This window comes from Laceyella tengchongensis (assembly GCF_900182735.1).
In the GTDB taxonomy this organism is placed as follows: domain Bacteria; phylum Bacillota; class Bacilli; order Thermoactinomycetales; family Thermoactinomycetaceae; genus Laceyella; species Laceyella tengchongensis.
Genome location: NZ_FXTU01000011.1, coordinates 1 through 25073, shown reverse-complemented (window position 1 = coordinate 25073; position 25073 = coordinate 1). Strand labels below are relative to the sequence as shown.

Here is a 25073-nt window from a genome sequence, read left to right as displayed (position 1 = left end):
TCGGTTTTATACAAAAAAAAGCAGGCCGTTAAGCCCGCTTTCGATAACCCCCTGTGGCCAAATTGATCAACACCCTCAAGGGGCCGCTTTTTAACCACACCACCGCGGCGGTGATCACCTTCTTCAGCATCGCCCATTCCGACACCTGTGCTTTGCTTCCTTCATCCCAAACTGGCTTGCACAGGCAACGACGTTCATATTGCGTATGAATCATGATGACGCTCAACATGAACATCAGCCCGACTTGAGGCGCGATGATCGGATAATCATACATGCCGTGGCCCAGCAAGGCAATAATCAAAGAAAGCAACATCCCCGCCAACCGCTTTTCTTCTTTTTGGTTGGCTTGTTTGCGCCAGCGGCGGGCCCGGCGAATCGTCATGAAAATAAGGATCAAAAACAGGCCCAACCCTATGATCCCATATTCGCTGGCTATCCCCAGGAAGATATTATGGGCATGCCAAACGTAAAATCCGGCCATTTTGGCAAACAGCTGCCCAAAATGCAGGGGCAAAACGCCAAACAACCAATTTTCCTTGAAAATTTCAAACGCGGTTGACCATACTTTTAGACGGACTTCAATCGTGGCGTAAAGAGATTCTTTCCGGGGGATAAATTGCGGACACAAATAGACAAATAACAGGATAGCCAATGTGATGGATACCGTCCGTTTGCGATGCCCCGTCATCCACAGTTGGACGATCATGCCGATCACTAGACCCACCCATGCTCCGCGCGATCCGGTGCACCATATTGCCGCGCAATACAGGATAAACACCGCAAAAGCGCCAACTTTTTGCCACGGCTTCTTTAGTACGGACATTGCATAAATGCTCATGAGGGCAAAACAAATCAACAACGCCGCGGCCAGGTTGGAATTCCCCGATGTACCTACACTCCGCACCGAATGCTCCGACTCCCACCGATGTTCACGGTAAAAATCCATCAGCGGCCCCAACGAATTGTTGATCACATGCCAATCAATCTGTTGGATGATGACTATCAGGGCCACATAAAGACCGGCCAACCAGAAAAACAGGTACGCCCGTTGCACCTCCGGCCAAGACCATTTCACAACATGACGAACCCACAATGATAGAGAATAATAAAGGCCAAACATGACAATGGGAATAATGCCGATCGGCACCCAATAAAACCAAGATGGATTGTAAACCCAGCTGATGCAGGAGAGAATGATAAAGCCAAGGAACGTCTTCTCTGGCCATTCATTCGCCGTCCACCTGTCCCGGTAGACGAACACCATCAATATCCCCACGACCGCCAGCATGACCGGCGGCAAGTACGTGGACAAGACAATGGATAAAAACAACCCCATCATCAATCCGTTTATTGTCGTTCTATTCATCACCTTCAAAAGTATAAACTCCCTTGTTCAGAAGTTTTCACCCCGTTGAAACCCCAACCTCACCCTATTGTTCTCCGCTCCATCCTTCTTATTCCTTGGGCGCGGGGAAAGGTAAACCTATTTTATTCAAATTCGATTCCATCCTTTTTCTTTCCCTCTTTTTTCTACAAAAAAAGGAAATGCCCATAGAAAAGGCAGGGGTACTGGGACAAAATACGAAACCTGTATCACCCTACCATAGAGTCTAATATAACCAATGCGCCGACAGGGGTCAAATCGGGCGGATGGAAATACCCTTTAATTGAAAAGAAATTTCATTTTCATTGACGATTGAAAAACATTCTCATAGAATGGAAACAGAAATATCTGCACGGTTTCGGCTATTTTTTGAAATGGAGGCGATCCTGTTGTCCCAAGGATTGAAAACCCAAAATTTAACACTGTCTTATGGTTCATCCATCATCATCAACGATCTGGATCTCACCATTCCCCATGGCAAAATCACTGTGCTCGTCGGCAGCAACGGTTGCGGCAAATCCACCTTGCTCCGTTCGTTGGCGCGGCTACTCAAACCACGGGCCGGACACATCCTCTTAAACGGAAAAGAGATTCACATGTTATCCACCAGAGAGGTCGCCAAACAACTGGCGATTCTGCCGCAAGGCCCTGAAGCACCGGAAGGGCTAACCGTCCACCAATTGGTCAAGCAGGGACGCTACCCGTATCAATCATGGGCCCGGCAATGGTCAAAAGAAGATGAAGCCAAAGTGAACTGGGCACTTGAGAAGACACAACTCACATCCCTCGCCCATCGTTCGGTGGACGACCTGTCTGGTGGACAACGCCAACGCGCATGGATCGCGATGACGCTAGCACAAGATACGGACATCATCTTATTGGATGAACCAACCACATATCTGGATTTGACCCATCAAATTGAAATCCTCGATTTGCTGTATGAATTGAACGAAAAAGAGAATCGGACCATCGTCATGGTGTTGCACGACCTCAATCTTTCTTGCCGTTATGCGCACCACATGATCGCTGTCCAGAATAAACAAGTTTATGCGCAAGGGGCGCCTGAACAAATTGTAACAGAAAAGTTGGTGCAAGACGTCTTCCATTTGCGGTGCAAAGTGATGACCGACCCGATCGCCGGCACCCCCCACTGTATTCCGTATGGCAAAGGCAGGGAATTGTCCGCCACCCCCTCCTTGGTACTGACCAATTAATCCGCCTAACATGGCGCCGCCGTAGCTTATCGATCAGCCAGACTCCGTTAACTGGCGGAGTCTCCTCCACTTCCCAAAAAACGGGGCACCACCACCGTTTCCCTTACTTCCCCATCAACTCGTTCCACCCGGTCTAACAAAGGATTCCTCGGCTCCATGGAGAACCCGCCTCCACCCATGGCAATAATCTGCCTTGCGCGCCGCATTTACTCATTCCTCCCAAGCGAGGGGGTGATGATTTTGTTTTTCTTCACGCTCATTACGCCCGCGTTCGTTAAACGCACTTGGGGCAGATGGGTAGATGTGAGGAATTGCAGGGTGTAGATGGGGTCGAGGTGGGTATAGCCGGCCTCCCGAAGCCGTTCTGCCAATGCTTGGCACTGTGGGATCAGCTCTTCCAAGTCAAGATCGCTCATCGTCCCCAAAATGGGCAACGGCAAATAAAACCGTTCTTCTCCCCCTTGCAGCCAATAAATGCCCCCGTTTTGCGCTATCACATAATTGGCCGCCTGCGCCATCGCTTCGGCATCCTGGCCGATCACTAGCAAGTCGTGAGTGCAGGTGTAGCTGGAAGCAAGTCCGTCAATCCCTTGCGCAAACCCGCGTAAATAGGCGCCAGTCTTCCAATTTCCATTGCGATCAACCAAGAATACGGCCAACCGGTCATCCTCTTCAGGAACCAAGCGGGAGCCGACGGGAGAAGGGGCTGCCTCCATCGTTAATTTGGTTATCACGGCATTAAGCAAGTTTATGACAGGAACCGTTCCCTCTTCTGTGTGCGGAACCCGCCACTCATCCGGCGTCAACTGAAACCGCCCTCCCCATGCGCGGTAGCCCGCTGGAAGCACCGGTGGCTCAGTTCCCAGTGGGAATGACGAATCCACCCACTCCCCTTCGTTTAACACCTTGATCGGTGTCGGCACGTCCAAAGAGGCGAGCACATTGATATCCGCCAAGCGTCCTGGGGAGATACTGCCCAACCGTTCGTCCAGACGGTAATACACAGCCGGGTTGACAGTGACCATTCTGTACGCTTGAACAGGATCAACACCTTGCTCCAAAGCCAACTTTAGCAGATAATCAGTGAACCCTTCAGCCAAATAGGGCGGGGTAGCTCCATCCGTAGTCATCATCAACCGGTGCCAAGGAACGTCGCCATGCGCCAACAAGCCCGCCAGCAACTCAGGCAGGTCGGGCCGAATGGAACTGTGGCGCAAAGTAACCATGTATCCTAATTCCAGCCGGCGCCAAACCTCCTCGGGGGTGATGCTTTCATGATCACCTGTCACCCCCAACGCGGCTAAGCGGGAAAGCGTACGGGTTGAAGCACCCGGCGCATGCCCTTCGATACGCTTACCCCGACCCCAAGCGTCAAGCAGACATGCGTTTTTCTCTTTGTCCCCAGCCAACAGCGGCATCCAATCCGACAACTCCCCTGCTTGTGCAACATGAGGTAAACGCAAGATCGACTGCATCCGCTCCATGGAGAACAGCTTTGCCGATTCCGCCTCGCTCAGGTGGGTTTGCGAATCGAGCCGTCCCCACCACAAGAGTTTTACCGGAGAAGATTGCAACCCATCAAACAAAGTTAACAACTCAAACGCTTCTAATTGCATGAAGAAAGGAAGCGTATCACAAACCATCGTCGTCGTCCCGCGTTGGACAACATGGGACGCCAACGTCAACGGCTGATAAATCTGGCACGGATGAGCGTGCGGCTCTATATACCCCGGAACCAACACGCAGCCTGACACATCATCTTCGCAACCCGCTCCCTCCAACAACAGCCCGCTTTCTTCCAGTTGCCCGACATATGCAATCCAGCGTCCGGCCAAGGCAATGTCTTTCTCCTCCAGCCTTCCCGTATGCACATTGAGAATTTGGCCCCCGCGAATAATGCGAGAAGGGGCTTTGCGGCCCATCACCACATCCAACAGGTTTTGATGCTCGGCCATTGTTCTTGTGATCACAATGATAACCTCCTTTGATGTGCAAATCCGTCCCCATCCAGTCAAAACATGGCAATCCCCAGTCGCATAGAAACATCGGCAAGGTAGCAAACTAACTCCCAAGCTACGGAAAAGCGAAAGGAGGAAGTCGGTTGATGAAGCAAAACGTGGGCACCATTGACGCCATTATCCGCATCACCTGCGGGCTGCTCGGACTAACTTGGTGCGCGGTCAAGGGCCGGCGAAACTTCCCCTACATGATCGCGCTTATATCAGCGCTAAAAGTAGCAGAAGGAATCACCCGCTATTGTCCGATGTTAGATATGTTAAACAAACGAACAACGTAAAATCGCTCACTTGTCGAAGTTTGCGCACAGGGAGATCGACAAACATTTATTTGTGAAGCAACGATTTCCCTGTCAAACCGCCTTGACACAAGCATTCAATATACAAGTAGAATAAAAATATAAAAAAACGAATACAAATCCCTTGCCTATATTCAGACTTTTTTGTATAATAGTTTCCAAGAATACCACGTAGAAAGTTGGTTCAGATCTAGATATTTTCAGATTATTGGATTACTTTCGACATCCATCTTCTCCTCCCTCCCATATTTCGCACAAATCGTAGTGGAGGAATGGACTTGTGCTCCAAACACCATGAACCAGCACTGACTAAAGACAACACTCCCGTGCCATCCGATTAAACCTCATGCAATGCCCATCACCCGGATGGCCGTTTCATAACGTCAAATAGGTGCACAAGGCAATACACGCCGATGCGCTTAAGTCACTGCCAAAAGTTATTACGCTGGCGGATGCCATGAAACCAATTAGTCGGAGGGGGTGCGGGATCTAGTCCCGATTCGCCGTTCGTCGTTCACGGCTAAGGCCGCACGCAAAATGAGCCAAAAGGTGACAACTTCAAGCCAATTTACCATCTGTCAACCCGCAATGTGCAGTTGGTTGTTGATTAAATTTCGTCTATGCCTTAGAATCAAACTTAGAAATTTACTTAACTGAAAGAGTTGTTCACCTTTTTCTTGCAACGATTCGCTATACCCTAGATGAAATTTTAGCCCAATTGATTGAACAAGCGCAAACTGCAACATATTTGCTCAGACACCGTCTCTTCAAGTTAGCGTATTGAATCGACAAAAATCGAATATTAACAATCTTGCATACAAAATTCGTCATTTTTTATCGAAAAAAGCAGGACATCATGTAACATGGCGTCGAAAAAAAGAATTACAGATTTTCCTGAAGAGAGTAGTGGCAAATGCAATGGATCATGATAAAATGATTGCAAGAGGATGCGAACATATGATCGGCACATAAGAACGACACAACACCATTAAGGAGCGTGAGTGCAATATCTCTTAGCGAAATGGAAAAAGAAACCGTGATTCAATTTGACGAATCCACAAACCTTGCTACTGTTTACACTGCTAGCTGGACAGTTGCTCGTTCCTTGAAAAAAGCTGGGTACCAACCAATAAAGAAATCACAAGGTGGTTGGTGGTTTAAAATCCCCGTCAATGGCATCAGCATTCAAGGTGAAAAAGAGACAACGAAAATCGGTTGACTCAAAACCGATGAAGAACAACGAGCCCAAGAGGATGACTAGGCTCGTTTTTTTATAAGCCGTTTCAAAAGAAGCCGACCACATCCGTGATCGGCTTTTTATTATAACGCTTTGGCCGCAATATCAGTGCGATAATGCATATCCTTGAAAGAAATTTTGGCCAACTCCTGATAAGCTTTTTCCCGTGCTTTCCCAATATCGGCTCCTGTCGCGGTCACGCCCAGCACGCGTCCGCCAGCAGTAACGACTCTATCTTCTTGCTGTTTGGTTCCGGCGTGGAACACCATCGTGTCTTCCTCCACCTCATCCAAACCGGTAATCGGCAACCCTTTTTCATATGAGCTGGGATAGCCACCCGCTGCCAAAATCACACAGACGGCAGCCTGCTCACTCCATTGTAGGGATAGCTCGTCCAATCTACCAGCGATGACCGCTTCCATCACCTCAACCAAGTCGGTCTTAAGCCGCGGCAACACAACTTGGGTTTCCGGATCACCAAATCGGGCGTTGAATTCTATGACTTTGGGCCCATCCGCGGTGATCATCAGACCAGCATACAATACCCCTTTATACTCTATCCCTTCATTACGAAAAGCTTCGTGCATCGGCCAAATAATGGTGTCAATTGCTTGTTGCACCACTTTTTCCGGGATTTGTGGAACAGGTGAATACGTGCCCATGCCTCCGGTGTTCGGCCCTTGGTCATGGTCATACACCGGCTTGTGATCTTGCGCGACCACCATCGGCTTAACCGTCTTCCCGTCTAAGAAAGCCATCAGCGAAACTTCCTGCCCGCTTAAAAACTCCTCAATGACCACTTCGTTGCCCGCTTCACCAAACACCTTCTCTTCCATCGTATCGGCAATCGCCTGTTCTGCCTCGGCCACCGTCTGCGCTACGACAACCCCTTTGCCCGCAGCCAAGCCATCGGCTTTGATCACGATGGGAGCACCTTGCTTACGCACATAAGCCTTCGCTTTCTCTTCATCAGTGAATGAAGCGAATGCGGCTGTGGGAATGTGGTATTTTTGCATCAATTCTTTCGCAAACCGTTTGCTCCCCTCGATCAACGCGGCTTGCTTGCGTGGGCCGAACACTTTGAGACCTTCCTGTTCAAACCGATCGACCACACCTAGCAACAGAGGCACTTCAGGCCCTACGACTGTCAAATCCACCTGCTTTTCATGCGCGAAAGCGACCAAGCCGTCCACATCTTCCACTGCAATCGGCACGCATGTGGCCAGTCCGGCAATGCCTCCATTGCCCGGTGCACAATAAATCTCCGTCACTTTGGGACTCTGCTTCAACTTCCATACAATGGCGTGCTCCCGTCCGCCATTGCCGATCACCAGGATTCGCATTGCTTGTCCCCTCCCATTTCTCTTTTATAACCCCGAACCCCGCATCTAAAGCCGGGAACGCATCAGGACAAGATCAAACTTAATCCGAACAATCCCACTGTCACCAGCAAACAGATGAAGGACCACTCTTCCCGGTAAAAAAACCGTTTTCGACTGCGGTAGGCCGCATCAGTGGTCAACACCCCGCCAACGATCAGCGCGATCATAAAGAAAATGCCGCTGGCTGTGCGCAGATGCGCTTGCCAAATCTGAAGATTAAAGTCGTATGTCAAATACGATGTGATGCCCGTCAAACATACGGCGATAACCATCCAACCAATGGCCCAAGCAAATATCCGCATAGGGTAACCCTCCGTCAGCGTTTTTGTCTTAGTATACGCATCAGAAGGGTCCCTCGATACATGGCAAGAAGGTTCTTAGTGTTTGAAATGGCGCATGCCGGTGAAAACCATGGCGATGCCGTGTTTGTTCGCTTCATCGATCGACTCTTGATCCCGAATCGAACCACCCGGCTGGATGATCGCCGTGATCCCCGCTTTGGCGGCTTGTTCTACCGTGTCTTTCATCGGGAAAAAGGCATCGGACGCCAGCACGGCACCTTTTGCCTCGTCACCAGCTTGGTTGAGCGCGATCACTGCCGAACCGACACGATTCATCTGCCCTGCGCCCACTCCCAAGGTGCGGGAATCTTTGGCGACCACAATTGCATTGGATTTCACGTGTTTAACCACTTTCCAAGCGAAGAGCAGCTGCTTCCACTCTTCTTCACTCGGCGCACGCTCGGTTACTGTCTCACACTGTTTCTGCGTCACTTGCCCCAGATCGGCTTCTTGCACCAAGGCGCCCCCGCCCACCGTCTGCACTTTGAGGCCAGCCGCCGGTTCAGTCAGCGAGCTGTCACCCCATTCCAGCAACCGCAAATTCTTTTTCGTGCTTAACAGCTCAAGTGCCTCTGGTGTGAAAGAAGGAGCAAGGATGATTTCAAGGAAAATTCCTTTCATTTGTTCCGCCGTCTCTTTGTCGATGGGACGGTTAGCCGCCACAATGCCCCCGAAAATCGACACCGGATCGGCTTCATACGCTTTTTGGTAAGCGGCCGAGATGGTCTCGCCGATACCTACTCCACATGGGTTCATGTGCTTCACCGCCACCACAGCCGGTTCGCTGAATTCGCGCACCAATTCCAAAGCTGCGTTGGCATCATTGATATTGTTATAAGACAACTCTTTGCCGTGCAATTGCTTGGCGGAGGCGATGGTGCCTGCTGCCGCCCGCGGTTCGCGGTAAAAAGCGGCTTGCTGATGCGGATTTTCACCATACCGCAACGCCTGCTGTTTGTTGTAGGTGACAGTCAATTGCTCTGGGAAGGTGATGCCGAGCAATTCATTGAAATAATTAGCAATCAACGCATCGTATGCCGCCGTGTGCCCAAATGCCTTAGCAGCCAACTGGCGGCGTGTCTCCAAGCTCGTACTTCCATCCTTTTGCAATTGCGCGATCACTTCTTCGTAATCCGCGGGATCGACCACGACGGTGACATATTGATGGTTCTTGGCGGCGGAACGAACCATGGATGGACCGCCGATATCAATATTTTCAATGGCTTCTTCCACTGTGACGCCCGGCTTTTGAATCGTCTGCTGGAATGGATATAGATTGACCACAACGAGGTCAATCGCTTCAATCCCGTTTTCCTCCATCGCAGAGGTATGCGAAGGCAAATCACGGATCGCCAAGAGTCCGCCATGAATTTTCGGATGCAACGTTTTGACCCGCCCATCCATGATCTCCGGAAAATGAGTCACTTCCGAAATGCCCGTAACCGGAACGCCCGCCTCTTCCAGCACCCGGTGCGTACCTCCGGTGGAGATGATTTCGATCCCCAATTCAGCCAACTGTTTGGCGAATGAGACAATCCCGGTTTTATCTGAAACGCTGATCAACGCGCGACGAATACTCACCTGCAAATCCTCCCCATCCCTCATACCAGAGGGTCTTTGAAATGGCCGTTAGCCTTCCATGTCCGGCGTTTTGATGGCGCCGGTAATCCATCGGTAAACCACTTCCGGGTAAAGGCGGTGCTCAGCCTGATGAATCTTAGTGGTAAAACTCTCCAAATCATCATCCTCTTCCAGCAACACAGGAACCTGCGCCAGAAGCGGTCCAGTGTCCATCCCCGCATCGACCAAATGGACACTTACGCCTGAGACCTTCACTCCGTAAGCAAACGCCTGCCCGATCGCATCCTTGCCAGGAAAGGCCGGCAACAGAGATGGATGGATATTCACAATTCGCCATGGATACGCATCAAGCAAAGTGGAACCGATCAACCGCATGTAACCCGCCAACACAATCCACTCGATGCCATGCTTGCGCAGTTCAGCGAGTACAAACGTTTCATAAGCCGCTTTATCAGCAAATGTCTTGGGACTGACGCAAACAGCGGGAATGCCCAGCCGCTCGGCCCGCTCCAACACCTTCGCCCCCGGCTTGTCGCATACCAACAACCGGATGGGCACCGGCCACTTTTGGTCTCGCGAAGCCTCCACCAGTCTCTCAAAGTTACTTCCGCTACCGGAAGCGAACACGGCGATGCTCATGCCCAGATCACTTCCTGCGGGCCCTCTGCCACCCGACCGATAACAAATGCCCGTTCACCGAGCTCCTGCGCCACACGTACCGCTTCTTCCGCTTCCTCGGCTGGCACCGCGATAACCATGCCAACACCCATGTTAAAGGTACGGAACATATCTTCTTCAGACACTTGGCCCACTTCCTCGATCCAACGGAAAATCCCCGGCACTTCCCAAGAAGACTTGTCAAGCTGCGCCTGGCATCCTTCAGGCAACATGCGGGGCACGTTCTCTATCAACCCGCCGCCGGTGATGTGGGCACCACCCTTGACCTGGAACCGTTGCATCAGCTCAAGGAATGTTTTCACATAGATTCTTGTCGGAGCTAGCATCGCCTCGCCCAATGTTTGCTCGGTTCCCGGTACCTTCGTCGCAAACGGGTAGCGGCCATCATCCAACAACACTTTGCGCGCCAGCGAATAGCCATTGCTGTGCAAGCCATTGGATGCCAAACCGATTAACGCATCCCCAGGGCGAATGGTAGCACCCGTCAACACGCGATCGCGTTCGACGACACCGACGCAAAAGCCAGCCACATCATACTCGCCCTTGGCGTACATGCCCGGCATCTCCGCTGTCTCACCGCCGATGAGCGCGCATCCGGCTTCGACGCACCCGTCGGCGATCCCTTTGACCACCGCTTCCGCTTGTGCTGGAGCCAATTTTCCCGTTGCCAGGTAGTCGAGGAAAAAGAGCGGCTCTGCGCCTTGCACAACCAAGTCATTCACACACATGGCCACGCAATCGATCCCGATCGTATCGTGACGGTCGAGCGCAAAAGCCACTTTCAACTTGGTACCTACACCATCGGTCGCGGCCACGAGTACTGGCTCCTTGTATGATTTGAGGGCAAACAAGCCGCCAAACCCGCCCAATCCTCCCAGCACCTCATCCCTCATGGTACGGGCGACATGCTTTTTGATGCGATCCACGGTTTCATTGCCGGCATCGATATCGACACCAGCCGCTTTATACGCCTCACTCATCGTTTCCCCTCCAATACCAACTCATCTTCAAGGACAGTGGGGTATTCCCCGGTGAAGCAAGCGATGCAGTGGCCACGGTTTCGTTCACTCGCCGGACGGCCAATCGCACGCAACATGCCCTCCACACTGATAAAAGTGAGGGTGTCGGCCCCAATCTCCTGCCGAATTTCTTCCACCGTTTTTTGGGCGGCGATCAGTTGCTCCCGATCTGGTGTGTCGATGCCATAGAAACACGGATTTTTGACTGGGGGAGAGCTGATGCGCACATGTACTTCCGTTGCGCCAGCTTCACGCAGCATGGTGACGATGCGGCGGCTGGTCGTTCCGCGTACGATGGAATCATCCACCATCACCACGCGTTTGCCGGCCACAACCCCGCGCACCGCGCTTAACTTCATCTTAACCCCTTGCTCGCGCAACTCTTGGCTCGGCTGAATGAACGTCCGGCCCACATAACGGTTCTTGATCAACCCCAACTCATACGGGATACCGGTCGCTTCAGCAAAACCGATAGCCGCTGAAGTGCTGGAGTCGGGCACACCAGTAACCACATCCGCTTCAACTGGCGCTTCCTCAGCCAAGATTCGGCCCATGCGTTTGCGAGCCGCATGAACATTGACACCGCCGACGTTGCTGTCCGGGCGAGCGAAATAAACGTGCTCAAACGAGCAAATAGCCCGCTCCGCTTTCGGTGCGAAGGTCGTCGTCCTCATCCCCTCCGCGTCGAAAACCAGCATTTCACCCGGCTCGATGTCGCGTACAAACTCTGCCCCGATCACGTCAAACGCACAAGTCTCCGAGGAGAAAACGGTCGCCTCCCCCATCTTAGCCATCGACAAGGGGCGCAAACCATGGGGATCTTCCGCCACAATCAAGGTATCATTGGTCATGATCATCAGTGCGTAGGCTCCCACCAGCTGATTCAACGCCTCTTTGGCCGCCTCCACGATGTTGGGAGCCGAAGAGCGAGCAATCAGGTGCGCGATCACTTCCGTGTCAGTCGTCGTTTGAAAAATGGAACCCAACTCTTCCAAATCACGACGCAACTTTTTGGCGTTAACCAAATTCCCCTTGGTCGCAATCGCCAATTCCCCTTTGGCGTATTTGAACACCAAGGGTTGCGCGTTGGCAAGGCCGGTGCCGCCCGTGGTCGAATAACGCACGTGACCGATTCCGGTGGACCCAAGCAGTTGCTTGATATTGTTGTTGTTAAACACTTCCGTCACCAAGCCGGTGCCCCTTTGCACCGAAAACTTCTGGCCGTCAGTCGTAACAATGCCCGCGCTCTCTTGGCCGCGATGTTGCAAAGCGTGCAAACCGTAATAAGTGAGTTGGGCGGCGTCAGCATGGCCGATGATTCCAAAGACGCCGCACTCTTCATTCAGTTCGTCGAGGTCGAAGATGCTTTCATCGCGCATGGAATGGCTTCCTCCCACTGTTTGCTTAAATATGCAACATCCTGTTGAATCACCTGCTCACCATTGATGTGGATGATGAGCTCTTCCTTTTCCGTCACGGTGCCAATCTGCCGGCAAGCCACACCTTTGGCTTCAGCCAACTTCATCACATCCGCCACTGCGTCCGCCTTTACGCTCAAGATGACGCGAGATTGGCTTTCGCTGAAGAGATGGACAACCGGAGCCAAATCCGTTTCCAGGCTAACCGCCGCTCCTCGGTTGCCGCTGATGCAGCTTTCTGCCAGAGCCACAGCAATACCGCCTTCGCTAACATCGTGCGCCGATTTCACCCAGCCGCTGCGAATCGCTACCAAGACCGTCTGCTGCACAGCCAATTCCTTTTGCAAATCGCAGGCAGGCGGGCGACCGCTGATTTGCCCCGTCACGACATGTTGCAATTCACTTCCGCCCAATTCGGCGTAGGTGTCACCCAACAGCAGGATGACATCCCCTTCTTCTTTGAATGCTTGCGTGGTGATGTGTTCACGCTTTTGTACCAAACCGACCATGCCCACAACCGGGGTGGGGTAAATCGGATTGCCTTTCGTTTCGTTATACAAGCTGACGTTTCCGCCGACGACAGGCGTTTCCAATACCCGACACGCTTCCGCCATGCCATCGATCGCCTTGGAAATCTGCCAATACACTTCTGGCTTCTCGGGGCTACCAAAATTGAGACAGTCCGTGATACCAAGCGGCTCCGCTCCAGAACACACGACGTTGCGGGCAGATTCCGCCACAGCGATGCGCCCCCCTTGCACCGGATCAAGATACACATACCGGCCGTTTCCGTCCGTGGACATCGCCAATCCCTTCTCCGTACCACGAATCACCACTACCGCCGCATCCGAACCGGGACGAACTGCGGTGCTGGTGCGAACCATATGGTCATACTGCTCATACACCCAGCGTTTGGAACCGATGTTGACCGAAGACATCACTTTCGTCAACGCGGCTTGCGGATCAACATCTGCCAGCTCCTCTTCAGGGCGACGTTTTGCGTTTTCCTCATAATATTGGGGGACGCGTTCTTCACGCACATAGACCGGCGCATCGTCCACCAGCGTATTAACTGGGATGTCTGCCACCAATCTGCCTTGATGGAACAAGCGATACCGGTTGCCTTCGGTCACGCGACCCACTACAGCCGATTGCAAGCCCCATTTGTCGCAAATGGCTTTGATTTCATCCTCCCGGCCAGCTTCTACCACCAAGAGCATGCGTTCTTGCGACTCGGACAGCATGATCTCGTAAGGGGTCATGCCCTCTTCGCGCTGCGGAACCAAATCGAGGTTCATCTCAAGGCCATGCTCACCTTTTTGCGCCATCTCCGCGCTGGAACAGGTAAGCCCCGCCGCACCCATGTCCTGAATCCCGATCAATATCCCTTTTTGCACCATTTCCAAACATGCTTCCAGCAAGAGCTTCTCCATGAAGGGATCGCCCACTTGCACCGCTGGTCGCTTCTCTTCGGATGACTCGTTTAATTCTTCTGATGCAAACGTGGCCCCATGAATCCCGTCCCGACCGGTGCTTGCACCTACATAAATCACAGGGTTTCCTACGCCAATCGCAACGCCTTTTTGCAACTCATCATGGTTGAGAATACCCACGCACATCGCATTGACCAACGGATTGCCCTCATAGCTGTCTCCATCGAAAACCACTTCACCGCCAACCGTGGGGATCCCGATGCAATTGCCGTAATGAGCGATTCCAGCCACGACTTGTTCAAACAGGTATCGCACCCGCGGATTGCGCAAATCGCCAAAACGCAAGGAATTCAACAAAGCCACCGGGCGCGCACCCATGGAAAACACGTCACGAATAATCCCGCCGACGCCTGTAGCCGCTCCTTGGAAGGGCTCGATCGCTGAAGGATGGTTGTGGCTCTCGATCTTGAAGACCACCGCTTGTCCGTCACCGATATCAATGACGCCAGCTCCTTCGCCCGGACCTTGCAACACCCGCGGCCCTTCCGTCGGAAACTTCTTCAACAGCGGTTTGGAATTCTTATAACTACAGTGCTCCGACCACATTACGCTGTAGATGCCCACTTCCGTCCAGTTCGGCAGGCGGTTCAAATGACCACATACCTGGTCGTATTCTGCATCAGTCAAGCCCATTTCCCGATATAACTTCTGCTCACGAATCATCTCCGGCGTAGGCTCCAAGCCCACACGCTCGACTACTGTTTGTTCAGACCACACGGCTATTCTCCTTCCAGTATTGAAGCATGGATTTGAAGAGATACTTTCCATCGTCCGAGCCCATCCAGTCAAAAATGGCCCGTTCCGGATGCGGCATCATGCCCAACACGTTGCCAGCTTTGTTGCAAATCCCGGCAATGTCGTCCACAGACCCATTGGGATTCTCCCCCGCATAGCGGAATACGATTTGGTTGTTCGCTTTCAGTTCAGCCAATGTCGCTTCATCACAGTAGTAGTTGCCTTCGCCATGGGCGATCGGAATACGGATCACCTGACCATTTTCATAAGCGCATGTAAACGGCGTTTGGTTGTTCTCGATCCGAATCGGTTGGATGTCGCAACGGAATTTCAGGTGGTTGTTGCGCATAAGCGCGCCCGGCAGAAGCCCTGATTCACATAACACTTGAAACCCGTTGCAGATCCCGATGACCAGCTTACCCGCCGCAGCCCCTTCCTTCACCGCCGCCATCACGGGAGAAAAACGGGCGATTGCCCCGCAACGCAGATAGTCGCCATAGGAGAACCCTCCCGGCAGGATGACCGCGTCAAAGGAGGACAGGTCAGTGTCATGGTGCCAAACCGGCGCCACCGGTTCACCCAAAATGTCTTCAACGGCGTGGATGCAATCATAATCACAGTTGGAACCCGGAAAAATAGGAACGGCAAACCGCACTTACGCCACCTCTTCCAATTCAAATGTGAAATTCTCGATCACTGGATTGGACAGCACTTTTTCGCTCAGCTCTTTGATTTGTTTCTCCGCCTCTGCGCGGCTTTCGCATTCTAAGAGCACTTCCACCCGCTTGCCGATCCGCACATCGCGCACGCCTTCAAATCCCAGCGTGTGTAGTGAACCTTTGACCGCAACCCCTTGCGGGTCCAATACGCTATCCTTCAAGGTGACATAAATCGTCGCTTTAAACATGTTATTTTCCTCCCAAACGATTCCAGATTTCGTGATAAGCTTCCACAACTTGTCCCATGTCGCGGCGGAAACGGTCTTTATCCAACCGTTCGCCAGTTTCCTTGTCCCAAAAACGGCAGGTGTCTGGAGAAATTTCGTCAGCGAGCAAAACATTTCCATCCCCATCCACACCAAACTCCAGCTTGAAATCGACGAGGATGATATTTAGTTCCAACAGAAACGCGGACAGCACTTCATTTACTCGGAGCGCCTGTTCCCGTAGCTGGGCCACTTGCTCTGGCGTCGCCAACTCGAGAACGGAGATATGCTCTTCCGTGATCAACGGATCACCCAGCGCGTCATCCTTGTAATAAAATTCGACAATCGTGTGTTTCAGTTTGGTTCCTTCGGCAATACCCAACCGTTTCGCCATGGTGCCCGCCGCAATATTGCGAACAACCACCTCAATTGGGATGATTTCTACTCTTTTTACCAATTGCTCAAGTGGCGAAATTGCCTTGATAAAATGGTTTGCAATCCCTTTTTTATTCAGCAATTCGAAGAAAAACGTGCTGATGCGGTTGTTCATCTCCCCCTTGCCTTCCAAGGTGGCCCGTTTCTGATTGTTGAAGGCAGTGGCCGAATCTTTGTATTTCACCCGCACCACCGCACTGTCTTCCGTCAAAAACAGTTGTTTCGCCTTTCCTTCGTACAGCATATCTCCTGGTCTCACAGCTGGTCGCCCCTTTAGTAGAAAAGTGGATGGTGAGGAGAAGAGCACAGCGTGCTACTTCCCCCCATGCACCTTGATAAGAGCTGATTGTAAATCATGCGGGTTTATGCCCGCACCATGAGCAGGTGGTCACTTCAAGCCCAGACGCGCGAAAATGGTATCTACCTGCGACAAATGGTAACTGTAATCAAAGCATTGTTCGATCTCTTCCGGAGACAACGTCTTGGAAATCAACTCATCGCTTTTAACAAGCGGTTTAAACGGTCGTTGCTCTTCCCACGCTTGCATGGCAAGGCGTTGCACACGGTCGTAAGCCTCTTCCCGTTTCAGCCCTTTGTTAATCAGACTGAGGAGCACGCGTTGTGAATAAATCAACCCGAAGGTGCGCTCCATGTTCCGCTTCATATTCTCCGGGAAGACGGTGAGGTCGCGCACGATGTTGGCAAACCGGTTAAGCAGGTAGTTGAGCAGAATCGTTGCGTCAGGGAGAATCACCCGTTCAACCGACGAATGCGAGATATCCCGTTCATGCCACAGCGGCACGTTTTCATAAGCAGAAACCATGTGTCCACGGATCACGCGGGCCAATCCGCTGATATTTTCGCATCCGATTGGGTTTCGCTTATGCGGCATCGCCGAAGACCCTTTTTGTCCTTTTCTGAAGGGCTCTTCCACTTCGCGGGTCTCACTCTTCTGCAAGCCCCGGATTTCCGTCGCGAACTTATCAAGTGATGTGGCGATCAGTGCCAAGGTCGCCATGTATTCGGCGTGACGGTCGCGTTGCAGGGTTTGTGTGGAAATCGGCGAAGCCTCAAGGCCCAGCTTCTCGCACACATACTTTTCTACAAACGGATCAATGTTGGCGTACGTACCTACCGCGCCGGAGATTTTGCCCACACGCACCGTTTCCATCGCCCGTACGAAGCGCTCCCGATTGCGCTTCATCTCCGCATACCACAGCGCCAGCTTGAGCCCGAAAGTCGTCGGTTCCGCGTGAACGCCGTGCGTCCGGCCCATCATGACCGTCGTTTTGTGTTCTTCCGCTTTCGCTTTGATCACTTCGATTAAGTTATCAATATCTTTGAGCAGGATTTCGTTGGCTTGTTTGAGCAGATAAGAAAGCGCCGTGTCGACAACGTCCGTTGAAGTCAGGCCGTAGTGGACCCATTTCGATTCCGGTCCGAGCGTTTCTGACACCGCACGGGTGAAGGCGACCACATCATGCCGGGTGTCTTGTTCAATCTCATGCACCCGATCAATGTTCACCTTGGCGTTCTTGCGGATCTGCGCCACATCTTCTTTGGGGATGACGCCGAGCTCCGCCCACGCTTCACAGGCCAAGATTTCCACTTCCAACCAAGCTTCAAATTTGTTTTGCTCCGTCCAGATCTTTGCCATCTCTGGGCGTGAATAACGTTCGATCATTTGCTTGTCCCACCTTTTTAAGAAAACCTCATTGATACTAACAACCATTTCACTGCCGGCACATATACCGACTGCAAAAATGATTATCTATCATAAATAACCTTTTTTTCTTGTTCCGTCAAAGGTGGCCAGATTCCCGACGCGTCGATCCACGCGATTGCGCTCTCCAAATCATCCACCACCGTGACATGCCCCATCTTGCGTCCTTTTTTCGCTATTTCCTTGCCATACCAGTGCACTTTCACCTGTCCGGGCAACAAGCCGTATGCTTGGTTAAATGCTTCGCCATGCTCCCCCAGAATATTCACCATCACCGCCGGGGAAGTAAGCGTAGTCGGCCCCAACGGCAAACCGACAACAGCCCGTACAAATTGCTCAAATTGGGACGTGAGGCAAGCGTCAAACGTATAATGGCCGGAATTGTGCGGACGCGGCGCCAGCTCATTGACAAGCAATTCGCCGGACGCGAGCACAAACATTTCTACAGCCACCAATCCCACCACCCCAAGCGAGTCAGCCACCTGCTCAGCTAGGCGCACAGCCCGTTCAGCCACGCCTTCAGCCAGAGGTGCGGGAGCCACCGACATATGCAGGATATGATGACGGTGCAAATTGACAGAGGGCGGAAAAGCTTTCACTTCGCCATGAACACTTCGTGCCACCACGACCGAACATTCTTTTTGGAAAGGGATGAATTGCTCCAAAACCAAGGTTTTCCCTTGCTGAAACAGCTCAGCTGGCAATGCGGCCACGTCCTGGTCTGTTTTTAGCATCCACTGGCCTTTGCCATCATATCCGCCTGTCGCTGTTTTCAACACGGCCGGAAGCCCCAGCTCAGCCAAAGCTTGCCGTAAGTCGGCTTCTGTTTCAACGGCGACATAGGGTGCCACCGGAATGCCAGCCCGAGTGAGCGCTTGCTTCTCCATGAGACGATGTCGCGTCAATTCAAGCAAGCGGCTACCTTGCGGAACCAACGTTTGTTGTTCTAGCTTTTTAACGATCTCAGGGTCGATGTTTTCAAATTCATACAAGATCATATCAGCGGCTTCTGCCAAGCTTGCTGCCGCCTCCTGATCATCGTAAGGGGCGCTTACATGCCGGTCGGATACTTGGCCTCCGGGGCAATCAGCCGCTGGGTCCAATGTGACGAAGCGGTATCCCAACTTTCGCCCCTCGAGAATCACCATGCGCCCCAGTTGCCCGCCTCCCAAAATGCCGATCGTCTGGCCTGGCTTGATCAAGCCCGCTGTCTTTTGCTTCATCGTCTCAATCATTTCAATTCACTTTCCTTTAGCACGCGACTACGGATTTGTTCACGCCGTTTGGCTAAACGCTCGCGCAACGCTTTGTCTTGAATGCCCAGCATTTCCGCCGCGAGCAATCCGGCGTTGACCGCCCCGGCATCGCCGATGGCTACGGTTGCAACCGGAACACCCCCTGGCATCTGCACAATTGAAAGCAACGAATCCATCCCGTTTAGAGCGGATGTCTTGATCGGTACTCCGATCACCGGCAAAACCGTTTTTGAAGCGACCATGCCTGGCAGATGCGCCGCACCGCCTGCACCAGCGACAATTACTTCAATGCCTCGCTCTTCCGCCGTTTCCGCGTATCGAAACATCTCATCCGGTGTCCGGTGAGCGGAAACGACTTTCGCCTCGTGCGGAATTTGCAACTCGGCTAATACGTCGCATGCCTTTTGCATCGTCGGCCAATCTGAAGTGCTCCCCATTATGACTCCAACTTTTGGTTTCACCTTGATCCGTCTCCTTCTATCTATTCTTGATGAAGACAAGCCTAATCAACAGCCTTTCTTAGATGTGAGTGATAGAAGTCTACTACTTAGGCTTAGCTTCATCCAACTTTCTACAGACGATGTGTGGATGTGAGATTTCCTCCTCAACCACATTTCCAGTGTAACAATGAACCCGTGAAAAAGTCAACGGTAAAAACGAACATTAACCAATCATCAACTATCAGCGTTCGTGTTTATATGTGATTTTCTGTTGTCTATCGGTCATGAAAGCGGTAAGCTAAATAAATTCATGAACATTCCCTAATGAAATGAAAATGATCGTTGAAGGTTTTCCTGTTACTGCATGAGGATCAGATGATCAGTCATCCCCCTGGTTTGCGGCCAACCACCTGTCTCTTTCGGAACTCTGCATCCCAAAAAAGATACCCCCTCCCCACAAGCGTACTTGAGGGAGGGGGCATCTTTTTACCGATTTAGTCCAATGGCTGTGCTATCGCGCGATGAATCTCCAGCTCCATAGTACCGTTTTTTTCCCCAGTCAATCCAAATCGCGTTTACATTGCCTATCTCCGTTGGCTCGCTTTCAAAACGGTGACCCATTCGCGTCAGCGCTTCTCGCGCTTGATCAGGAACCCCTTTTTCCCAACGGATGGTGGGATAACGAGAGCTGTAAATGCGTGGCTCTTCAATTGCCTGCTTCAAATCTAAACCCTTGCTCAGCTTATTAAATATCACCTGATAGACAGACGCGATAATCGTCGCCCCTCCAGGTGACCCCACCGTCATCAGCGGTTTTCCGTTTCGAAAGATAATGGTGGGAGTCATGCTGCTCCGCGGTCGTTTATTCGGTCGCACTTCGTTGGGGCCTCCCGGCTTAGCGTCGAAATCAGTCAGCTCATTGTTGAGAAAAAAACCATATCCCGGAACCATGATGCCCGTACCGAATTCCTGTTCAATCGTGGTGGTGTAAGACACCAGATTCCCCCAACGGTCAGCCACCGTGAAATGGGTGGTCTGTCCGCTTTCCTGGTCCTCCCATACATCCGACCTCATCCCCTTTTCTTTTTCATACTTCCAGGGGTCGCCCGGTTTCACATCCTTGTTAGCTTGCTCCCTGTTGATTAGCGCAGCTCTCTCGGCAATATAACGCGAATCCAGCATCCCTTTGATGGGAACATCAACAAATTCGGGATCCCCCAGATAAGCGGCCCGATCGGCATAAGCTAGATGCATTGCTTCGGTGAACAGATGGTACTTCTCTGCAGAACGCAAATCCACATCCTTGGCATCCACGCGTTCCAACAGCTTTAAGATATGAAGAACTGCCACACCTCCCGAACTGGGGGGAGGCATGATAGCCACTTTTACCCCATTCAATGATCCCCAGAGCGGTTTGTCGATGGTTACTTCATATCGCGCCAAATCGGATAACTCCATTGCTCCGTTCCGCTTGTTCACTTCCTTAACAAGCGCTTTTCCAATAGGCCCACCATAAAACGCGTCAATCCCTCTCGCTTTGATCAAGCGAAACGTGCGGGCCAAGTCGCGTTGCACCAACCAATCCCCTTCTTGTAGGGGTTTCCCATCAGGCACAAATAAATCGCGCGCCGCGGTTCGAGACAGCCATTCCTGATTCTCAGCGATGGACCGAGCCAGCGTTCGGTTCACCCTAACCCCTTTTTCCGCCAATCGGATCGCCGGATCGATCAACTCCTCCAGAGGACGGGTACCCCATCGGTTTAGCGCTACATCAAGCCCTTTCAATGTGCCGGGAACGCCGACAGCATACCCTTCATGCGCACGGACGGAGAAGGGGATTTCCTTTCCATTTTCATCTAGAAACATCCGGGGGTGGGCCGCCATAGGTGCCCGTTCACGGCTGTCGACAATGCTTACCTGGCTCCTATCTGCATCATAAACCATCATAAATCCGCCACCGCCGATGCCAGACATCATCGGCTCCACCACATTGAGAGCAAATTGAATGGCCACTGCCGCGTCCACTGCATTGCCCCCATTGCGCAACACATCTGCCCCCACCTTTGACGCCAAGGGGTGGGCTGTCACCACCATTCCGGTTTTGCCAGTTGCTATCCCGTCTCCCGCCGCTAAGTCCTGTCCATGCAGCTTCATCTTGGCTGGCGATTCGACAGTCATACCCAAGACGAGAAGTAGACTCAGCCCGATGGCAAAGCACACTTTCCTAAGCCGCAAATAAATCCCCTCCTCGTGTTTGGTCGATGGCTCCACCATAGAGGTTCACGCGTGGATGACGAAAAAAGCGACGGCGTGCCTACCGTTCATTCACAGCCAAGTTGGCAGCACCTCTTACAAGAAAGAACACAAAAGCGTGATCACCGCATTTCTGTGCAGACGACAAAGCGGGGATAAAGTGTGTTTGATATATGAGCCAACTGCTCCAAAACGGTTATCTCATCGTATTACCTGCCCATCAGCGTTTAAGATTTTTTTCAGCATCCCCACCCATCAGCCTAATTTGTCAGATACACCCAAGGGAAAGCCAACAACGCCGCCTTTTTGTTCATCCTACTTACAATCCATCTGATATAAAATTTTATTCTTAATTTACAGATAATAATTCCTTCTTGATTTTTTAATTTGTTCATTAACATCCTTGTTGCTAATCAACCTTACAAGTGGCAGGCATTCGCGCCCTTTGGCTCCCTAAAAAACTTCCTCAAAGCAAAGGTTGCCCACACTTCAATCAAAAAAGCATGGCTCCTCATTCTTAAAACATCCACAGCGATTGACTGTGCCGGCACTTATACGAACTGGTCTCACCATCACTCATCTCACTAGACATCCGTCCTCTTCTGCCAACTTGACTGGCTTTCCCTATCTGTTGGCTGAACTAGATGACTAGCTAGATTGTCCACAGCTCGCATCAATCATCTGTGCTAGCATCAGCAATACCGCCCGATCATGACCACGAACAAAGCAAACATCTTAGACTGGCTATGTGTTATTTTTGGATGCAGAAAAGCTGCTACAACTAGATATCAATCATTCCGCTCTTACCTCCTTGTCCGACTACAATATAGGTTTGGTCAGAAAGATATTTTGTATCTAGACAAAGATCTATCATCACCTAGATCCCCTCATCCTAAGTGGGACGAGGGATCATTCGGCGAGTGATAGGGAGCAAAGCAAAATGAAAAAGCCCTGTGAGTAAATAACTCCAGAGCGATTTAAACAGGATATGATCTCCATTCTTATTTTTAATAATAAACAAAAAACAAAACGAAAATGATCAAGCCGGTTCCAAGTAATATAAAATAAATTCTCGTAAAAATAGGGGGCAACTTTATAATCAGTACATATACAATCATCTTCACAAAGCTAGTTGGATCAAGGTCAAATCTCATCATTTCTTTCAGTTCTTCTATCTGTTTCCGTGACATAAATATACCTATACCTATTAATATCATTCCAACGATGATGAAAAAAATATGATAACCACTCATCATACACCTCGAAAAGGTTTATTATTTTTTACTATACGTCCGCCATATGCACATTAAACACCTTGTCAATTGCTGTCAAAATGGCTCTAGCCATTGAACCACCGTTTGCACTCATAATGAAACCCGTAACCAAAATAGTCGTAGCCCCTTTCATAGTGAATTTCTCAATACCCGTCAAAATCTACTTTTTGTACCGGATTGTTAGTAACATAAACCTCCTTGTATTGTGTTAGTAGATTGTTCGGGTCTCCTTAATATGTTCTTTGGTCAACAAGATTTCGGATCTAGATGATCAAATCCGCTCTGTAGATAATTTCATCCTGCATCCTCAATGAAAGCTAGTGTACATATAGGGGGTTTACGTCAGTACCCGTTTGGTTGACTCGATTCCCAAACGCGTCATAACACTACATCTGTGTTATCAGTCGGTAGCACGACTTCTTTCCATGTCCATTCAAGTGATAGAAATAGGTCGTTCCACTACGAGTCATGCTTATTGTTTTTTTGCGCTATAGGTATAGTTCGCTAGAACGGATCCGTTTTTGATCCGTTTCTTAGATGAGATGTGGAAGAGATGTGAATATGTGTGTGTTTGCATGGTCTCGGCTATATGATGAGCTTTGGCACCTTAGTGATTGGTTAAACGCCTAGATGTGGGCACCGGAACAACTCCGGCAACTCACCCATGCGCTGGAGTTATCACATGAGACCACTCTGCTTCTTTTGTCCTAAGCAAAAGTGAGCCAATTCCCGAACAGCACTGCCCTTTAGCCACTGGTAGTGCTATATGATGAAACAACTTGCCAATACAAAACTATACAAAAACCCCACTTCATTCTGAAGTGGGGTTTGGTGGCCTGGCAACGACCTACTCTCCCAGGGCTTAAGCCCAAGTACCATCGGCGCTGGAGGGCTTAACTTCCGTGTTCAGTATGGGAAACGGGTGGATCCCCTCCGCCATCATCACCAGACGTCATGCGGTTATTTCAAGGTATGAACCACTCTTATATTTAATAATATGCAAGAAACAACACTATAATGATCAAGCTGGCCCCAGCTAAAATGAAATAAATTCTTGTGAAAATAGGAGGTAATTTTACAATCAGTAAATATAAAATAAACCTCCACAAGAAGTTGGTTGGATCATAGCCTAAGCCCGTCGTTTCTTTCAGTTCTTCTATCTGTTTCCGTGACATAAAGATTCCCACGCATATTAATATTATTCCAACGATGATGAAAAAAATATGATAACCACTCATCATACACCTCGAAAAGGTTTATTATTTTTTACTATACTTCCGCCATAAGCGCATCAAACACCTTGTCACTTGCTCTCTATCTGTTTCCTTAATGAAAGCCAGTGTACATATAGGGATTACGACAGTGCCCGTTTGGTTGACTCGATTCCCAAACGCGTCATAACACTACATCTGTGTTATCAGTCGGTAGCACGACTTCTTTCCATGTCCATTCAAGTGATAGAAATAGGTCGTTCCACTACGAGTCATGCTTATTGTTTTTTTGCGCTATAGGTATAGTTCGCTAGAACGGATCTGTTTTTGATCCGTTTCTTAGATGAGATGTGGAAGAGATGTGAATATGTGTGTGTTTGCATGGTCTCGGCTACGATGAATGGCACCTCAGTGATTGGCTAAACGCCTGGATGAGGACACCGGAACAACTCCGAGCCATCCACCCATGCGACGAAGTTATGTACATGAGAGAGCTCTGTTTCCCTGTCCTAAGCAAGAGTGAACTTGTTTCCGAACGACTCTGCCCCTTGGCCACTCGCAGTGCCATCTGATGAAGTCACTTACCAACACAAAACAAAGCAAAAACCCCACTTCATTTTGAAGTGGGGGTTGGTGGCCTGGCAACGACCTACTCTCCCAGGGCTTAAGCCCAAGTACCATCGGCGCTGGAGGGCTTAACTTCCGTGTTCGGTATGGGAACGGGTGGGTCCCCTCCGCCATCATCACCAGACGTTATGTT

20 protein-coding genes and 2 rRNA genes are annotated in these 25073 nt (G+C 50.8%); 3 read left to right on the top strand and 19 right to left on the bottom strand.

Annotation, left to right across the window (positions count from 1 at the left end; genetic code table 11):
• Positions 1–28: 28 nt before the first annotated feature.
• A complete protein-coding gene (locus tag QQZ12_RS15510) occupies positions 29–1366 on the bottom strand; it encodes an O-antigen ligase family protein (RefSeq protein ID WP_145958357.1) in 1338 nt (445 codons plus the stop codon).
• A 392-nt stretch (positions 1367–1758) separates the two neighbouring features.
• Here QQZ12_RS15510 and QQZ12_RS15505 point away from each other — a divergent pair, with 392 nt between their 5' ends.
• A complete protein-coding gene (locus QQZ12_RS15505; protein WP_102993744.1) occupies positions 1759–2598 on the top strand; it encodes an ABC transporter ATP-binding protein in 840 nt (279 codons plus the stop codon).
• Positions 2599–2645: 47 nt separating this feature from the next.
• Here QQZ12_RS15505 and QQZ12_RS15500 read toward each other — a convergent pair whose 3' ends face one another.
• Together QQZ12_RS15500 and QQZ12_RS15495 are read right to left on the bottom strand one after the other, a co-directional pair.
• The gene (locus QQZ12_RS15500; protein ID WP_154987171.1) at positions 2646–2804 is read right to left on the bottom strand and encodes a hypothetical protein; all 159 of its coding nucleotides are present in this window, start codon (positions 2802–2804) and stop codon (positions 2646–2648) included.
• Complete coding sequence (locus tag QQZ12_RS15495) at positions 2805–4568, bottom strand: adenine deaminase C-terminal domain-containing protein (RefSeq protein WP_284724642.1); 1764 nt, start codon at positions 4566–4568, stop codon at positions 2805–2807.
• Between the two features lie 134 nt (positions 4569–4702).
• Between QQZ12_RS15495 and QQZ12_RS15490 the strand changes: the two genes are divergently transcribed.
• Both QQZ12_RS15490 and QQZ12_RS15485 read left to right on the top strand, forming a co-directional pair.
• Positions 4703–4894 carry a YgaP family membrane protein gene (locus QQZ12_RS15490; protein ID WP_102991408.1) on the top strand — a complete coding sequence of 64 codons (192 nt, stop codon included), beginning with the start codon at positions 4703–4705 and terminating at the stop codon, positions 4892–4894.
• Between the two features lie 1015 nt (positions 4895–5909).
• The gene (locus QQZ12_RS15485; protein ID WP_284724641.1) at positions 5910–6131 is read left to right on the top strand and encodes a hypothetical protein; all 222 of its coding nucleotides are present in this window, start codon (positions 5910–5912) and stop codon (positions 6129–6131) included.
• 101 nt (positions 6132–6232) lie between these two features.
• On the opposite strand, the gene purD is transcribed toward QQZ12_RS15485, so the two are convergent.
• From purD to rrf (QQZ12_RS15405), 16 genes are all read right to left on the bottom strand, one after another.
• Positions 6233–7492 carry a phosphoribosylamine--glycine ligase gene (gene purD, locus QQZ12_RS15480; protein WP_284724640.1) on the bottom strand — a complete coding sequence of 420 codons (1260 nt, stop codon included), beginning with the start codon at positions 7490–7492 and terminating at the stop codon, positions 6233–6235.
• 62 nt (positions 7493–7554) lie between these two features.
• A complete protein-coding gene (locus QQZ12_RS15475) occupies positions 7555–7833 on the bottom strand; it encodes a hypothetical protein (RefSeq protein WP_102991406.1) in 279 nt (92 codons plus the stop codon).
• 75 nt (positions 7834–7908) lie between these two features.
• Positions 7909–9453, bottom strand: coding sequence for a bifunctional phosphoribosylaminoimidazolecarboxamide formyltransferase/IMP cyclohydrolase (gene purH, locus QQZ12_RS15470; protein ID WP_102991405.1), 1545 nt, complete (start codon positions 9451–9453; stop codon positions 7909–7911).
• Between the two features lie 48 nt (positions 9454–9501).
• Positions 9502–10092 carry a phosphoribosylglycinamide formyltransferase gene (gene purN, locus QQZ12_RS15465; RefSeq protein ID WP_102991404.1) on the bottom strand — a complete coding sequence of 197 codons (591 nt, stop codon included), beginning with the start codon at positions 10090–10092 and terminating at the stop codon, positions 9502–9504.
• A complete protein-coding gene (gene purM / locus QQZ12_RS15460; protein ID WP_102991403.1) occupies positions 10089–11111 on the bottom strand; it encodes a phosphoribosylformylglycinamidine cyclo-ligase in 1023 nt (340 codons plus the stop codon). The genes purN and purM overlap by 4 nt, the downstream gene beginning before the upstream one ends.
• Positions 11108–12529, bottom strand: coding sequence for an amidophosphoribosyltransferase (purF, locus tag QQZ12_RS15455; protein WP_284724639.1), 1422 nt, complete (start codon positions 12527–12529; stop codon positions 11108–11110). The genes purM and purF overlap by 4 nt, the downstream gene beginning before the upstream one ends.
• Positions 12493–14724: a phosphoribosylformylglycinamidine synthase subunit PurL gene (gene purL / locus QQZ12_RS15450; protein ID WP_223248091.1), complete on the bottom strand. Its 2232-nt coding sequence runs from the start codon at positions 14722–14724 to the stop codon at positions 12493–12495. The genes purF and purL overlap by 37 nt, the downstream gene beginning before the upstream one ends.
• 43 nt (positions 14725–14767) lie before the next feature.
• A complete protein-coding gene (purQ, locus tag QQZ12_RS15445; RefSeq protein ID WP_284724638.1) occupies positions 14768–15451 on the bottom strand; it encodes a phosphoribosylformylglycinamidine synthase subunit PurQ in 684 nt (227 codons plus the stop codon).
• Positions 15452–15703: a phosphoribosylformylglycinamidine synthase subunit PurS gene (gene purS, locus QQZ12_RS15440; protein ID WP_022735629.1), complete on the bottom strand. Its 252-nt coding sequence runs from the start codon at positions 15701–15703 to the stop codon at positions 15452–15454.
• Position 15704: 1 nt separating this feature from the next.
• A complete protein-coding gene (purC, locus tag QQZ12_RS15435; RefSeq protein WP_102991399.1) occupies positions 15705–16415 on the bottom strand; it encodes a phosphoribosylaminoimidazolesuccinocarboxamide synthase in 711 nt (236 codons plus the stop codon).
• A gap of 129 nt (positions 16416–16544) precedes the next feature.
• A complete protein-coding gene (purB, locus tag QQZ12_RS15430) occupies positions 16545–17840 on the bottom strand; it encodes an adenylosuccinate lyase (RefSeq protein ID WP_102991398.1) in 1296 nt (431 codons plus the stop codon).
• A gap of 83 nt (positions 17841–17923) precedes the next feature.
• Positions 17924–19114 carry a 5-(carboxyamino)imidazole ribonucleotide synthase gene (gene purK / locus QQZ12_RS15425; RefSeq protein ID WP_284724637.1) on the bottom strand — a complete coding sequence of 397 codons (1191 nt, stop codon included), beginning with the start codon at positions 19112–19114 and terminating at the stop codon, positions 17924–17926.
• Positions 19111–19596 carry a 5-(carboxyamino)imidazole ribonucleotide mutase gene (gene purE, locus QQZ12_RS15420; RefSeq protein ID WP_262983048.1) on the bottom strand — a complete coding sequence of 162 codons (486 nt, stop codon included), beginning with the start codon at positions 19594–19596 and terminating at the stop codon, positions 19111–19113. The genes purK and purE overlap by 4 nt, the downstream gene beginning before the upstream one ends.
• A 465-nt stretch (positions 19597–20061) precedes the next feature.
• On the bottom strand, positions 20062–21753 hold the full coding sequence (gene ggt, locus QQZ12_RS15415) for a gamma-glutamyltransferase (protein ID WP_284724655.1): 1692 nt from the start codon (positions 21751–21753) through the stop codon (positions 20062–20064).
• Positions 21754–23936: 2183 nt separating this feature from the next.
• Positions 23937–24052: ribosomal RNA gene (rrf, locus tag QQZ12_RS15410) — 5S ribosomal RNA — on the bottom strand.
• 897 nt (positions 24053–24949) lie between these two features.
• A 5S ribosomal RNA gene (gene rrf, locus QQZ12_RS15405) occupies positions 24950–25064 on the bottom strand.
• Between the last annotated feature and the right edge of the window lie 9 nt (positions 25065–25073).